General features: G+C 51.5%; 18 protein-coding genes. All 18 read left to right on the top strand.

The window, feature by feature from the left end; genetic code table 11:
* Positions 1-17 precede the first annotated feature (17 nt).
* The 18 genes from fabD (at position 18) to ACJJIY_RS17890 (ending at position 14,644) form a co-directional block, all read left to right on the top strand.
* Positions 18-962, top strand: coding sequence for an ACP S-malonyltransferase (gene fabD / locus ACJJIY_RS17975; RefSeq protein WP_445358529.1), 945 nt, complete (start codon positions 18-20; stop codon positions 960-962).
* A 56-nt stretch (positions 963-1,018) separates the two neighbouring features.
* Positions 1,019-1,762 carry a 3-oxoacyl-ACP reductase FabG gene (gene fabG, locus ACJJIY_RS17970; RefSeq protein WP_282934677.1) on the top strand — a complete coding sequence of 248 codons (744 nt, stop codon included), beginning with the start codon at positions 1,019-1,021 and terminating at the stop codon, positions 1,760-1,762.
* Between the two features lie 225 nt (positions 1,763-1,987).
* Complete coding sequence (gene acpP, locus ACJJIY_RS17965) at positions 1,988-2,224, top strand: acyl carrier protein (RefSeq protein ID WP_020415205.1); 237 nt, start codon at positions 1,988-1,990, stop codon at positions 2,222-2,224.
* A 191-nt stretch (positions 2,225-2,415) separates the two neighbouring features.
* Positions 2,416-3,657: a beta-ketoacyl-ACP synthase II gene (gene fabF / locus ACJJIY_RS17960; RefSeq protein WP_413662282.1), complete on the top strand. Its 1,242-nt coding sequence runs from the start codon at positions 2,416-2,418 to the stop codon at positions 3,655-3,657.
* Positions 3,658-3,702: 45 nt separating this feature from the next.
* Positions 3,703-4,473 (top strand): aminotransferase class IV, encoded by a 771-nt coding sequence (locus ACJJIY_RS17955; RefSeq protein ID WP_445358528.1) that lies wholly within the window; start codon positions 3,703-3,705, stop codon positions 4,471-4,473.
* 29 nt (positions 4,474-4,502) lie between these two features.
* Positions 4,503-5,534 carry an endolytic transglycosylase MltG gene (mltG, locus tag ACJJIY_RS17950; protein WP_444928226.1) on the top strand — a complete coding sequence of 344 codons (1,032 nt, stop codon included), beginning with the start codon at positions 4,503-4,505 and terminating at the stop codon, positions 5,532-5,534.
* Positions 5,534-6,154, top strand: a complete 621-nt coding sequence (gene tmk, locus ACJJIY_RS17945) for a dTMP kinase (protein WP_282932477.1) — start codon at positions 5,534-5,536, stop codon at positions 6,152-6,154. The genes mltG and tmk overlap by 1 nt, the downstream gene beginning before the upstream one ends.
* Positions 6,155-6,201: 47 nt before the next feature.
* Positions 6,202-7,227, top strand: a complete 1,026-nt coding sequence (locus ACJJIY_RS17940) for a DNA polymerase III subunit delta' (protein ID WP_445358527.1) — start codon at positions 6,202-6,204, stop codon at positions 7,225-7,227.
* 104 nt (positions 7,228-7,331) lie between these two features.
* The gene (locus tag ACJJIY_RS17935; RefSeq protein ID WP_413662279.1) at positions 7,332-7,685 is read left to right on the top strand and encodes a PilZ domain-containing protein; all 354 of its coding nucleotides are present in this window, start codon (positions 7,332-7,334) and stop codon (positions 7,683-7,685) included.
* Positions 7,686-7,692: 7 nt separating this feature from the next.
* Positions 7,693-8,469: a TatD family hydrolase gene (locus tag ACJJIY_RS17930; protein WP_444913256.1), complete on the top strand. Its 777-nt coding sequence runs from the start codon at positions 7,693-7,695 to the stop codon at positions 8,467-8,469.
* 27 nt (positions 8,470-8,496) lie between these two features.
* Entirely contained in the window at positions 8,497-9,120 is a 624-nt protein-coding gene (locus tag ACJJIY_RS17925) for a dUTP diphosphatase (protein WP_445359680.1), read from the top strand.
* 133 nt (positions 9,121-9,253) lie between these two features.
* Positions 9,254-10,234, top strand: coding sequence for a malate dehydrogenase (locus ACJJIY_RS17920; protein ID WP_282932481.1), 981 nt, complete (start codon positions 9,254-9,256; stop codon positions 10,232-10,234).
* Between the two features lie 72 nt (positions 10,235-10,306).
* A complete protein-coding gene (locus ACJJIY_RS17915; RefSeq protein ID WP_413662277.1) occupies positions 10,307-10,945 on the top strand; it encodes a DUF2244 domain-containing protein in 639 nt (212 codons plus the stop codon).
* An 83-nt stretch (positions 10,946-11,028) separates the two neighbouring features.
* Positions 11,029-11,505 (top strand): thioredoxin-dependent thiol peroxidase, encoded by a 477-nt coding sequence (bcp, locus tag ACJJIY_RS17910; protein WP_445358526.1) that lies wholly within the window; start codon positions 11,029-11,031, stop codon positions 11,503-11,505.
* 416 nt (positions 11,506-11,921) lie between these two features.
* On the top strand, positions 11,922-12,368 hold the full coding sequence (locus tag ACJJIY_RS17905; RefSeq protein WP_020415217.1) for a helix-turn-helix domain-containing protein: 447 nt from the start codon (positions 11,922-11,924) through the stop codon (positions 12,366-12,368).
* A 111-nt stretch (positions 12,369-12,479) separates the two neighbouring features.
* Entirely contained in the window at positions 12,480-12,812 is a 333-nt protein-coding gene (yajC, locus tag ACJJIY_RS17900) for a preprotein translocase subunit YajC (protein ID WP_282932486.1), read from the top strand.
* Between the two features lie 137 nt (positions 12,813-12,949).
* Complete coding sequence (locus tag ACJJIY_RS17895; RefSeq protein ID WP_444896979.1) at positions 12,950-13,543, top strand: OsmC-related (seleno)protein; 594 nt, start codon at positions 12,950-12,952, stop codon at positions 13,541-13,543.
* 63 nt (positions 13,544-13,606) lie between these two features.
* On the top strand, positions 13,607-14,644 hold the full coding sequence (locus tag ACJJIY_RS17890) for a D-cysteine desulfhydrase family protein (RefSeq protein WP_445358525.1): 1,038 nt from the start codon (positions 13,607-13,609) through the stop codon (positions 14,642-14,644).
* Positions 14,645-14,656 lie beyond the last annotated feature (12 nt).

Genomic DNA, 14,656 nt, shown 5'->3' with positions numbered 1-14,656 from the left:
TAGGTTAAGGATATCTTATGACCAATGCCGCACTCGCATTTGTCTTTCCGGGGCAGGGTTCCCAGAAAATAGGTATGCTCTCTGAGATTGCCCAAGAGGCGCCTGAAATTCAGGCCACTTTTGCCGAAGCATCCAATGTGCTCGGCTATGACCTCTGGGACCTGTGCCAGAATGGCGAGCAGGAAGCCATTAATCTCACCCAGCGTACCCAGCCTCTCTTACTGACTTCCAGTGTTGCCCTTTATCGCATGTGGCGCTCTCGCGGCGGTGCCCAGCCTGCATTCATGGCCGGTCACAGTTTGGGCGAGTGGTCAGCACTGGTGTGCTCTGGCGTTCTGGCGTTTAAAGATGCGGTTCATTTGGTTCGCGAGCGCGGCCGCTTGATGCAAGAGGCGGTTCCTGTAGGGGAGGGCGCTATGGCTGCGATCATCGGTCTTGATGATGCAGCTGTCGAAGAAGCTTGTGCTGCTTCTGCTGAGGATGAAATAGTCGCTGCGGTGAATTACAACTCTCCCGGCCAGATTGTTATTGCGGGAAGTAGCGCGGCGGTGCAGCGCGCCATCGAAGCCTGTAAAGCTGCCGGTTCAAAGAAGGCTATGCCTCTTCCGGTCAGTGCTCCATTCCACACTGAGCTGATGCGTCCCGCGGCGGAAAAGCTGACCCCTCAAATAGAGGCGACAGAATTTAACGCGCCGGAAATACCCATTGTGCACAATGTCCACGCTGAGCTTGAATCGGATCCGGAAAAAATTAAGACCCTGATGATCGAGCAGATTTACCGCCCGGTTCGCTGGACTGCCTGTGCACAAAAAATTATTGGCTCCGGAGTGGAGCAAATGGTTGAGTGTGGTCCGGGTAAGGTTTTATCTGGCCTGATTAAACGTGTCGACCGAAGTGTTTCCTGTCACGCAATCGATAGCCCCAGTAACTTTAATGAAGCTCTGCGAGCTACAGCGGTATAAATCGCTCAAAAAGTAGTCCAGTAGTCGAATAAGGATAAGTGAGAATGACCTTACAGATGTCCCTTGAGGGTAAAGTTGCCTTAGTGACAGGTGCAAGTCGCGGTATTGGTGCGGCAATTGCAGATATGCTCGGTGGAATGGGTGCCACAGTTATTGGTACTGCCACCAGCGAATCCGGTGCTGAAAAAATAAGCGCCCGCTTCGCAGAAGCCGGTATCGCAGGTGCCGGTAAAGTTCTGGATGTGGGCAATGCGGAAAGTATTTCCGAGCTTCATGCAGCGATAAAAAATGAGTTTGGTGCTCCTGCGATATTGGTTAATAATGCTGGCATCACCAAGGACAACTTGTTGATGCGCATGAAGGATGACGAGTGGGATTCAGTCGTCAATACGAATTTGACCGCGGTCTATCGCATGAGTAAGGCTTGCCTGCGCGATATGACCAAGGCGCGATGGGGGCGGATTATTAATATCAGCTCCGTCGTAGGTAGTATGGGTAATGCCGGTCAGAGTAATTATGCGGCGACCAAAGCTGGTGTGGGAGGGTTTGCCCGCTCCCTGGCTTCAGAGGTGGGCTCCAGAGGAATCACGGTTAATACCGTAGCCCCCGGCTTTATTGATACTGATATGACAAAAGTCTTGCCTGAAGCGCAACGCGAGTTGCTTCTGGGTAAGATTCCTCTCGCGAGGCTCGGGAAGCCGGAAGAAATTGCTTCGGTGGTTTCCTTCCTGGCGAGTGATGCGGGAGGCTATGTCACCGGCGAGACAATTCATGTCAATGGCGGTATGTACATGGCGTAGTTTGTGTTTCAAAATGTCTCTTTAACTTATTGATTTTAGAGATATTTATGTTTTTGCTGATGGTGTTGAGGGGCCGCACATTACATCCCGAAAAACTTGGGGTACAATGGCCTCTGAATTATCCAAAAGCTGTGTGAGCCGGTCGTTATCACCAACAACATTGGATACGGTGAAAAACAATAGCGACTAAAACAGATTTTTACCCACTAGGAGTTAAATTGAATCATGAGCAGCATTGAAGAGCGCGTTAAAAAGATCGTTGCTGAACAACTGGGCGTTAAGGAAGAAGACGTTAAGCCTGAAGCCTCTTTTGTTGAAGATCTGGGCGCTGACTCACTCGACACAGTTGAGCTGGTTATGGCTTTGGAAGAGGAATTCGAAACTGAAATTCCCGATGAAGAAGCTGAAAAAATCACTACTGTTCAGCTGGCAATGGATTACATCAAGGATAACCTTGGTTAATTCCTGCTGGGTAGTTTAGGCACGGGCAGCTCAATATGCTGTACCTAGCCGAGCGATTCTGAAAGCCGTTCTATGTTTCATAGCGCGGCTTTCTTGTTATTGGTACTACGGAATTGTGACTGCTGACCGGATGTTGTTCTTTTAACTACATTGGTGAAGGACGGTAGCAGAAAATTTCAGGGGGGAGCGCAGTGTCGCAAAGAAGAGTTGTTGTAACCGGAATGGGAGTCGTTAGCCCGTTAGGTAACACCCTAGAGGATACTTGGTCTGGGGTACTACAGGGAGCTAATGGTGCTGCTCCGATTGAGACATTTGATGTCTCGGCTTTTTCAACCCGCTTCGCCGCTACTGTAAAGGATTTTGATCCCACGCCATACATGCCCGCAAAAGAAGCGCGCAAGATGGATACTTTCTTGCAGTACGGACTGGTTGCCGGTATTCAGGCTATGCAAGATAGCGGCCTGGAGGTAACCGAAGAGCTGGGTCCGCGCGTGGGTACCTGTATTGGCTCTGGTATGGGCGGTATCCTGGCTATCGAAGATAATTCATTGCTGATTGCCGAAAAAGGCCCTCGCCGTGTATCACCTTTCTTTGTACCTGGCGCCATCATTAATATGGTTGCGGGTAACCTCTCGATTAAATATGGCCTCAAAGGCCCCAATCTGGCAGTGACAACAGCCTGTACCACAGGAACCCATGCGATTGGTCTCGGCGTTCGTGCAATTCAGCACGGTGATGCCGATGTGATGGTATGTGGTGGTGCAGAAATGGTTACCACCCCGGTAGGGCTAGGCGGTTTCTGTGCGGCAAGGGCGCTGTCCACCCGCAATGATGATCCGCAATCAGCAAGCCGCCCCTGGGATAAAGACCGTGATGGTTTTGTACTGGGTGAAGGGTCTGCGGTACTCGTTTTGGAAGAGTACGAAAATGCAATCGCTCGCGGAGCCAAGATTTATGCAGAAGTAGCTGGCTTTGGTATGAGCGGTGATGCCCACCACATGACCTCTCCTCCGGAAGATGGCGCTGGCGCTGCTCTCTCAATGGAAAATGCCCTGAGAGATTCCGGTATGAGCCCAAGTGATATCCAGTATATCAATGCTCATGGTACTTCTACTCTGCTGGGAGACACAGCTGAGATCCTGGCGGTTAAAAAAGTATTCGCGGGGGTGACGGACTCCCTCGCTGTGAGTTCTACCAAGTCGATGACCGGTCACCTGCTGGGGGCTGCCGGTGCTATTGAAGCCGTTTTCTCGGTATTGTCATTGCGCGACCAGGTTGCGCCCCCCACTATCAATCTCTTCTCCCCGGATGAGGCCTGTGCCGGTATCAACCTGGTGCCCCAAGAGGCCCAGCCGATGGCAATCAATGCAGTCCTATCCAATTCCTTTGGTTTCGGTGGCACCAATGGGTCACTGATATTCAAGCGAGTCTGATTCCCGTGCCCACCGCGAGGTGGGCACACCTGCCTTGGGAGCTCCATGTACCAGTTACCTCAAATGTACTTTCGGGGGCTGGCCGTTGATCAGTTGCCAGATGATGCTGATTACTCGGGTGGAATCCTCGAAACAATGCGCTGTCACAACAAAGGTCTACCGCTTTGGTCTTTCCACCGCGCTCGCCTGGAGCGTTCGGGAGTGTTGGATGAGGCCTGTCTGGGAGAAATTGAGCAGTCGACGTTAAAATTGACAGCCGGCTGTCGCTGGCCTGAGGCGATTGCGCGCCTGCGTGTTGGCAGTGTGCGCGGGCAGCAATGTTGGGATTTGGTGCTGCAGCCGCTGATTGAAACTGCTGAGGGGCAGGTGGGCACTAGCCTTTTTCCTTGTTCGACGAGCTTGCCGATCGGTAGTAATTCGAACCAGGGCTGCAAAACTTTACTCCGTAACCGATATAATGCGGCAAAAGCAGAGCTGCCGGTGGGTCAATTTCTCGATGGATTGATGCTGGATTCGGCGGGAAGGGTCATCGAAACCCTGCGCTGTAATATCCTGGCCCGATTTGGTGGGAAGTGGATGACTCCATCCCTGCACCGGTGTGGTGTTCATGGTGTGATGCGGCAGTGGCTCTCGAGCCATATCCACTGGCAAGAGGAAGACATGGAGCTTTCCGAGCTCTGTGAGGCCGATGAGCTGGCTCTCTGTAACAGTGTTCGAGGTGTATTACCGGTAGTAGAGGTAATCGGTTACAAAAATTGGCCTGTGGGTGTCGAGACCCGCAAGCTACAGAAGCTGATATTGGATAAATTGTGGTGAAGAAAAAGCAAGCGAGTTTCGCTTGGAGAGTGTTGAAGCTGTTATTTGGCGGGCTGGTATTAGCCTGCTTGGTAGCAGTTGCCTCTCTATACGTGGCAAAGGAAGCCTTGGAATCCCCCCTGCCGATTGCACAAGATGGGCTTACGCTTCAGGTGGAAAAGGGCGGAAGTTTGTCCCGGACGCTGCGAAGCCTGCAGGGCGAAGGGGTAATCCAGTGGCCGCAAATACTTCTCGCCTATGCCTATTGGGAGGGCACAACAGAAATCCATTCCGGCGAGTATTTAGTTCCCTTTGGCAGTAACGCGCGGGACTTGATTGCGCGCCTGAATCGCGGTGAAGTTACCCGCTATCGCATTACGCTATTAGAGGGCTGGACCTTTCGCCAGGCCCTGCGACAAATCCGCTCCGGTGAAAGAATCGTTCAGTCCGAAGAGGGGAGCAATGTCAGTGCCGCTGCCCGGGCCCTGGGTCTAAAGGAAGATGAGGTTGAGGGTTGGATTTTCCCGGATACTTACGTCTACCGGTCCGGTACCACAGATATTGAACTGCTGCGTCAGGCCTATGATCGGATGCAGAAGGTACTGGATGAGGAGTGGCAATCAAAAGGGGATGATCTGCCCTACAAGTCGCCCTATGAAGCCTTAATCATGGCTTCGATTATCGAGAAAGAGACAGGGCAGCCATCTGAGCGCAGTGAAATAGCCGGTGTTTTTGTACGCCGGCTCAATAAAGGTATGCGCTTGCAGACCGACCCCACCGTAATTTATGGCTTGGGTGAGGACTTTGACGGAAATCTGACCCGTACACACCTGCGCCAGGCAACACCTTATAATACTTATGTTATCAATGGCCTTCCCCCTACGCCGATTGCCCTACCTGGCCGAGCGGCAATTCGGGCCGCTTTAAATCCAAAGCCCGGCAAGAGCTTGTATTTTGTTGGCAAAGGGGATGGATCTCATCATTTCTCAGCGACTCTGACAGAGCACAACCGTGCGGTGCGGGAGTATCAGCTGAAAAGGCGCGCGGATTACCGCTCGAGTCCGGCAAAAGGAAAGAATTAGTGTCGCACGGCAAGTTCATCACCCTCGAGGGTGTAGAGGGGGTGGGGAAATCTACCAATTTACTCTTCATCACCGAGTGGCTCAAAAAGCACAATATTAACTTTATCCAAACCCGGGAGCCGGGAGGCACCCCATTGGCAGAACAGCTGCGCGAGCTGTTATTGGCCAAACGGGATGAATCCGTTGATCCCACGGCGGAATTATTGATGGTGTTTGCCGCCCGCGCGCAACATCTGTCTCAGGTTATACTGCCCGCCTTAAAACGTGGGGATTGGGTGATCTGTGATCGCTTCACCGATGCTACCTATGCCTACCAAGGCGGTGGTCGCAGACTGGATCGACAGTTGATCGAGCAGTTGGAGCAGACAGTTCAAGGGGATTTGCGTCCAGATAAAGTGCTTTTATTGGATCTCGACCCAGAAGTGGGGCTACAGCGAGCTGCACGCACTGGGGAAGCGGATCGGTTTGAGAGTGAGCACCTGGAGTTCTTCCAGCGGGTGCGTGCGGCTTATCGCGATCGAGCTGAAGCTGCGCCTGCCCGTTACGCGGTTGTGGATGCCGGCCAATCTCTGGAACAGGTGCAGATGGATCTAGCCAAGCAATTGGAGCTGTTGCTTTAAGCTATCTTGCCCCAGAATCTATTTTTAAATGATAAGAATTGTGGCTGATGTCTGTGCCTGAAACTTTTGAGTATAAATCGATACCGGTACCTCTTCCCTGGCACTCCGAGCAATGGCAGCGGTTGGGGTTGCAGTTGCAGGCGGGTCGCTGCCCGCACGCTTTGCTGTTGACTGGCCCGGAGGGGTTGGGAAAGCGACAATTCGCAGCTGCTTTTACCGCGTTGGCCCTATGTGAACAGCCGAGGGCAGGTCAGGCCTGTGGGGAGTGTAAGGATTGTCGGTTGTGGATGGCTGGCTCGCATCCTGATTTCCTACAAGTTGAACCCGAAAAGCCCGGTGGCCCGCTGAAAGTGGAACAGATCCGTCAGCTGGGCAACTTTGTTTCCCGCACCAGTGGGCGGGGCGGGGCGCGTCTGGTTTGTTTGTCGCCGGCGGAGGCGATGAATGTCAACGCAGCCAATGCCCTGTTGAAAAACCTGGAAGAGCCGGCACCCTCCGTTATCTTTGTGTTGATCACCGATGCCCCCACAGGCCTTTTGCCAACCATTCGAAGTCGCTGTCAATCTATAGCTTTTCCGCCCCCAACTGTAGAGGTGGCGCTACAGTGGCTATACAGCAATGGGCTGGAAGAGCCGCTGGCACAGCGTGTCTTAACTCTGGCAGGCGGGGCACCATTATTGGCGGCGGAGCTGGCCGAGCCCAAGTCGAGAGAAGTACGCGAGCAGTTTTTTAAAGATTTGGTTGCTGTAGCTCAGGGTACGGCAAGTTCAGTCTCTACTGCGGGCCGTTGGGAAACACCGGCCGAGGGTGTTGAATTGGTTCAGCTACTGCATTTCTGGCAGCACTGGTTAACCCAGATGGTGCAGATTCGCAGTTGTGATCTCAGTGGAGATGCCCAGCTAATGGTTCTTTTGCAGAGGTTGCCGGGGTCGAGTGAGCAAAACTTGCAGCCAGTATTTGCGTTCTACGATCATTTGCTTCAGGCGCGGAAAGGGTTACTGGGCACAGCTAACCCCAATCGTCGTTTGCTGCTGGAAGAATTATTTATTCGTTGGGCGAAGCTTTTTGCTTAGGCGTCTTGCACAAGTCGGGTAGGGTAATTGACGTTGCCTGGACACAGGCAACGGGCTTAGATAAGTTAGCGCATCATTTAGAAATATAAACATTGAGGTTGTCCATGAAAGCCATGGGAGGCGGTGCCCGCAACGGCATCCTGTCACTGAAAATCCAGGATAAATCTGTGCTCTATGCGGCCTATATGCCCTTCGTAAAGAATGGTGGCTTGTTTATCAGTACGGATAAATCGTACAACCTTGGCGATGAGGTTTTTCTGCTTCTGAGCTTAATGGATGAGCCGGAAAAGATTCCGGTTGCCGGTAAAGTGATCTGGATTACCCCCAATGGTGCTCAAGGCAACCGCACTCCCGGAATCGGAGTTCAATTTGGCGATAAGGACAATATCGCGCAAAACAAGATTGAAACCCACTTGGCGGGAACCTTAGAATCCAGCCGCCCAACCCATACGTTGTAACTCTCTAATGCTTGTTGATTCTCACTGTCACCTGGACAGACTTAAGCTCGATAAATTTGATGGCGATCTGGATGCTGTATTGGACCTGGCCCGCAGTCGCGGTGTTGGCAAGTTCCTCTGTGTCGGTATCAGTTTGGAAAACGCCGATGCGGTTGTTGAAATCGCATCCCGCTACGAGGACGTAGTCTGTTCCGTTGGTGTGCACCCGCTGGATGTCGACTCTGGCATGGCGGATGTTGAGCGACTGGTAGAAATGGCTAACCAGCCCAATGTTGTTGCATTGGGGGAGACAGGCCTGGATTACTACTACAGCACTGACACCCAGGAAATCCAGCAGCAGAGCTTTATTGCACACCTGAAAGCGGCAGGGCAGGCAGAGCTTCCGGTGATTGTGCATACGAGAGATGCGCGGGAAGATACTATCGCTCTCATTAAAGAGCACGGTAATACCAATACCGCAGGTGTTCTGCACTGTTTTACCGAGAGCTGGGATATGGCCAAGGCTGCCCTGGATCTCAATTATTATATTTCTTTGTCCGGCATCGTGACCTTTAAAAATGCCGAGGAGCTGCGGGATGTCGCCCGCAAGTTGCCTTTGGATCGGTTACTCGTTGAGACCGACTCCCCTTATTTGGCCCCAGTGCCCTATCGGGGTAAGCCCAATATTCCGGCCTATGTGCGTGAAGTGGCGGAATTTATCGCTGATTTACGCGGTATTCCCTACGAAGAGCTGGCCGAAATCACCTCAGAAAACTTTTTCAGATTATTCCCCCGGGCAGTTTGATCCGGGTCTATTGGATGTTCCCCTATGATGAAGCAGCAGTTGCAAGTCATGCTGACTCTGCAAGACCAGATTAATACAGTAGTAAATGAAAACTGGCGTGAGCAAAACTTTGCCTGGTACCGCGCTATTTGGGTAGAAAGTGCAGAGTTGTTAGATCATTACGGTTGGAAGTGGTGGAAGAAGCAACTTCCAGAAATGGATCAGGTGAAGCTTGAATTGGTGGATATCTGGCATTTCGGTTTGAGCCTTGAATTGCAAAAAGGCTCTCCTCAGGAAGTGGCTGAGATCATGCTGAAGGAGTTTGCCGGTTCCGAGCGTACGGCGGGTGATTTCCGTGAAAACCTCGAGTCTTTCACCTTGAACACCCTGGCCACCAAACAGTTTGATGTTGCTGGCTTTGCTCAACTATTGGCCGATGCAGAAATGTCTTTTGCTGAGTTGTACCAGCGATATGTTGGTAAAAATGTACTCAACCGATTCCGTCAGGATAACGGCTACAAAGATGGCAGCTATGTAAAAAACTGGGCGGGCCGTGAAGACAATGAACATCTAGCGGAAATTGCCGGACTTTTGGACTCATCTGCTGCTGATTACAGTGATCAGGTTTACGAGGCACTGCAGGCGCGTTACCGGGAATTGGCGCTGACATAAACACTCGCAAAGAGTGTCCAATACAATCTGAGAGGTTTTGTCATACAAATTGAGCCGCTATTTCGCTTGTGTAAGATGAAATTTACTCGCGAGGCCCTATAATGCGGCCGCTTACAAACGAGGGAGAACTATCGTGAAAGCACCTGTACGTGTTGCTGTTACCGGCGCTGCCGGTCAGATTAGCTATTCGTTGCTGTTCCGCATCGCCTCTGGCGAAATGCTGGGCAAAGATCAGCCGGTTATTCTGCAATTGCTGGAAATCACTCCGGCATTGGAAGCGCTGAAAGGCGTTGCTATGGAGCTTGAAGACTGCGCTTTCCCGCTGCTCGCGGGTATCGTTCAGTCCGATGATGCTACTGTTGCGTTCAAAGATGCAGATTACGCTTTGCTGGTAGGCGCGCGTCCCCGTGGACCGGGTATGGAGCGTAAGGACCTGCTGGAAGCTAACGCTGCTATCTTCTCTGCACAGGGTAAAGCCCTGAACGACGTTGCTTCTCGTAACGTAAAAGTACTGGTTGTTGGCAACCCGGCTAACACCAATGCCCTGATCGCTCAGCGCAATGCGCCAGACCTGGATCCGCGTAACTTCACCGCGATGACCCGTCTGGATCACAACCGCGCTCTGTCTCAGCTGGCAAACAAAACTGATTCCAGTGTTAACGACATCACCCATATGACCATTTGGGGCAACCACTCTTCCACTCAGTACCCAGACCTGCACCAAGTGAAGGTTTCCGGTGCTGCAGCCATGGATAAAGTGGAGCAGGAATGGTACGAAAACGACTTCATCCCGACTGTTCAACAGCGCGGTGCAGCTATCATCAAGGCGCGCGGTGCTTCCTCTGCGGCTTCCGCTGCCAACGCTGCCATCGACCATATGCGCGATTGGGCTCTGGGCACCGCTGAAGGTGACTGGACCAGCATGGCTGTATTCAGCGATGGTTCTTACGGTATTCAGGAAGGCCTGATTTACTCTTTCCCTTGCACTTGCAAAGACGGCGACTGGGAAATTGTTCAAGGCGTTGACATCAACGACTTCTCCCGCGAGAAAATGTCTGCTACCGAGCAGGAGCTGGCGGAAGAGCGTGATGCAGTAGCACACCTGCTGCCGTAATAGGGAGTGACAGGTCCCAGGCCTTGGCCGCAGACCTCTCCCAAAAACCCACACTGAGGTGTGGGTTTTTTTATGCCTGAATTCTGTAAACCCCGGCCCGGACCAGGAAACTTTCCCGGTCAGTATCTTCGTGTGAGCTGCCGCCATCGGCACTACACTGATTTTATATATCTGCCGGATGTCCCTGCTATGGTCACTGAAGTTGGCCGCAACACCGCCCGTTGCGCCTGTATCCTGCTGCAGCCTAACCAGTCCCTGTCCCTCTCCGGCAATCTGTGGGTGTTTTTCTCCCTGGTTGGGGTATCCCTTGGAATCAGCCTCGCTTTTGCGATGGCGGGAGCCTGGATGATTCTTCCCTTTGCCGGGCTTGAAATGATCCTGCTGGGCATCCTGTTTACCTACGTGTACCTCGAAGGGACCCGCAGAGAAGTAATACGCATCAATGAGGAGTTGGTAATTCTGGATTGCTGTAAGGGGTTCAGGCAGCAAACGGTGTATCACCGGGAGTTCGCCCGCGATAAGTTGGCAGTACTCGTAAGGATGGGGAGCAGTGCTACCGAAATGGCTTCGGTAAACTTTAGTGGTCCTGAGGGGTGCCTTGAAGTCGGGGAGTTCCTCACCGAAGCTGAAAAGGCGGAGCTGGTGCAGAAGTTAGGTCGTTTTGGCATTTGTGCCAGGAAAGAGAAAGAGTTTCGTCTGCAGCAGTTCTGATTTCTCTATAGAACTGGCGTCTCGTTTGTTTCTTTTCGCTATAATCCCCGCTTTACTCTTAACTGTTCCACAGGGGATATCAGATGGCTTTTCCGAAGATCGGTAATTTGGCTCCGGCTTTTACGCTGACCAACCAAAGTGGCGAGAAAGTGTCACTTAAGGATTTTCGTGACAAAAGTAATGTCGTCCTCTACTTTTACCCGAAAGCACTTACCCCCGGTTGTACCACTCAGGCATGTGGGATTCGCGATAGTGCGGCTGAATTTAAAAAAGCCAATACTGTTGTGTTGGGGGTGAGCCCGGATCCAGAAGCAAAGTTGCAGCGTTTTATCGACAAGCACGAACTGAATTTTGATTTGCTGTCTGATGAAGAACACAAGATTGCTGATAAATATGGCTGCTGGGGCTTGAAGAAATTTATGGGCAAGGAGTACATGGGGCTTCTGCGAACAACTTTTATTATCGATAAGAGTGGGCGCCTTCGCCATATTATCGACACAGTTAAAACCAAGACCCATGACACTGATGTTTTGAATTGGATTGGCGAGAACCTGGATTAATTGCCAGACTCTGAGGGGCGGGGCTGGACTGGTGCTTGGTCTGCTGTAGCCCCTACCTTTCGGACTCAAAGGCGACACGTGGGTACCGAAAGTAAGTATTTTTGGCCCTTGGTACACAATAAGATGAAAAAAAGCACTGTCGCCCCTTGCTTTCTTAATTCTTGGTCTATACTGGCAGTTGTAAAGGAAAGGTGCGCCGGCTAGAGAGAGTCTCTCTGCGGGAATTGCCGGAGCGGTTAGTTTAAAAATTGTACATCTCTGTGAAGGATTCGATGTCTGTTTTTTGGTGCATCCCGCATCACGTAGTCGTCCGCCGAAGTTGATGTTGTGTTGGTGTGGGCAGGGGCAACCGGGATTCGCTGGATGCGGACATAGAAAAATAACTGCGGCTCACGGAACTCAATAGGAGCAGCTCGATGAACCATACTCAGCCCGACCAGACTTCGCTCTCTGAAGACAAATCACTTCAGCAGGCCAGAATATCCGGAGACCCGAATATTCTCGACCAGCTGCTGGCCCCCCCCGAAGCAACCAGTTTTGGTATTGCCGCACGGGTAATAGATGTGCTGGAGCAGCGTATCGGTAAGGCCTCTCTCGCTATTCGCCCGGTAGCGTCCGACCTAAGTATGTCCACCCGGACTCTGCAACGCCGGTTGCAGGAACACAACCTCAGTTTTGCATCTTTACGTGACCATGTTCGTTTTCGTCACGCGGTGCATTTCCTCAAAGATACTGCGCTGAGCGTTGATGGAATCTCACGAATTCTCGATTTCTCTGATCGAACCAGTTTTACCAGCGCGTTCAAACGCTGGACCGGGATGTCTCCCACTGGCTACCGCCGGCAGGTCCGCCAGAGGTTCTGAGTGTGGATTGGTTTGGCCGGTCTCTACGGGATCGGCCCAATCCGTTGCCTCGGCGGGGCAAACCCGTTAGAGTTGGCGGCAATTTAATAGGCTGACTCTTTGAGGTTTTGCATGAGCTTTTTTATCCCCTCCGCCATGGCACAGGAAGCGGCGCCGGCAGCACAGGGTAATCCGATGATAACCCTGCTGATGTTTGCGGGTTTGTTTGCATTCATGTGGTTTTTTATTATTCGCCCACAGCGCAAGCGCCAGAAAGAGCACCAAGAGCTGGTTGGCGCTCTGAAAAAGGGTGACGAAGTTGTGATGAGCAGCGGAATGCTGGGCCGCGTCGACAAGGTCGATGAGGACTACATCGTATTGGAAGTTGCAGACAGCATGTCTTTGAAGTTCCAAAAAGTAGCTGTGCACGCAGTATTACCCAAAGGTACGATTAAAAAGATCTAATCCTTTTCAGGGTTTATCTTTGAATGTCGTCACTAAAAAAGCCTGGCAGTTGCCGGGCTTTTTTATTGCTGCCAGTTTTATGTTTTGAGGGCTTGGTCTAATTTTACCTTGTTGATAGATAGTCTCAGGTGAGTGCTATGTCGTTTACGGGTGAAAAAGAAGAAAAAATCAGTATTGTTAGAAAAGTCCGATCATTGCCCACTTTACAGGAAGTCCAGGTAGAGGAGCCGCAGAAGGGTGATGGAAGCTTCTATTTTCAGGTAAATCTTTCCGCTAAAACTTCTGTTGGAGATGGGTTTCTGAAAACAGGGGTTGTTCAGGCTAGTGTGCCAGGTTGTAGTGCGTTTGAATTACGATGTGACGAGGGCAGTATTATAGGTGGTGCGGATAGTGCTCCAGCTCCGCTAGACTATTTGTCAGCAGGAATTGCATTTTGCTTTCTCAGTCATATTTCTATATACATTAATTCAGTCAAGCTCAAGGTTGATAGTGTGCGCCTGGAGCAGCAGATGCGCTTTAAAGCTGAAATTTACAACTTGCAAAACTCCACGGATGACCAGCCTCATAAGGGGCTTTGCGAGGGTATAGATATCTTTGTGTTTGTGGAATCAGAAGAGCCTAGGCAGTCTATTGAGAGGATGGTGGCCGCCTGTCGGACTGCCTGTATGGGGCTGCAAACGGCAATAAACTCAGTTCCGGCTGAAGTATCCTTGATTTATAACGACCCTTGACCCCCCAGCTGTACACCTATGTTGGTGCCAGCTTTCAGTTGCTCGCATTTTTAGATTGCTAACATGGTGCTCAAATTGCCGAAGAGTTTGCCTATCAAGCTGCCCGATCGCGTACGCCTTGCAAATCTGCCAACGCCACTACAGCCGCTGGACCGTATCACTGAGCGTTATTCCTTGCCTTATGATGGGCCGAGAATCTGGATAAAAAGAGACGATCTTACCGAATCCGCAATGTCCGGAAATAAGCTGCGCAAGCTCGAATTTGTTTCAGCAAAGGCGCGGGCTGTGGGAGCGGAGGTCTTGATAACCTGCGGAGGAATTCAATCCAATCATTGCCGTACCACTGCTTTGGTGGGGGCTCGATTGGGGTTTAAGGTTCAGTTGATTTTACGTGGCGAGCGCACTGCAAATCCCGATGGCAACCTTTTACTGGATGAGTTGGCAGGTGCTGAAATTGCGGTTTACTCACCGGAGGAATACTCCCGGAATTTACAGGGCCTCTTTGACAGCTGGGCTGCTGAGTATCTGTCCAGAGGGCAGAAGTCTTTCTGTATCCCCACTGGTGCCAGCGACGGTTTAGGCATCTGGGGTTATATCTCGGCCTCTCAGGAATTATTGGCAGACTGTGCAGATAGGGGCTTCTCGCCTGATCATATTTTATGCGCTACTGGCAGCGGTGGGACCCAAGCGGGTTTGACCTTGGGGTGCCATTTGCTGGAAGCCGGTGTGAAAGTTACGGGTTTCGCCGTTTGCGACAGTGCTAATTATTTCCAAGTGAAAGTGCGTGAAGATATTTCGCAGTGGATGGCACAGTCTGGTGTATCGCTTGATTTTGAGTCCCTCAAGATTTTGGTTAATGCCGACTATAAAGGTCCCGCTTACGGGGTGGCGGAGCCAGAGGTTTACCAGACTATTAAAGAGCTGGCTTGTCTGGAGGGGATTCTTTTCGATCCTGTCTACACCGGCAAAGCATTTCATGGTCTGCTACAGGAGTTAAAAAAAGGAAATTACCAGGGCTCAGACAACCTGGTTTTTATTCATACCGGAGGGCAATTTGGCCTTTTCCCCCACCGAACTCACTTCTTCCCAGTGGCCGAATAATACGACATTACT

The organism is Microbulbifer maximicatervae (SeqCode) (genome assembly GCF_052468155.1).
The sequence above is the reverse complement of the archived record's forward strand: the minus strand, read 5'-3'. Positions and strand labels throughout refer to the sequence as shown.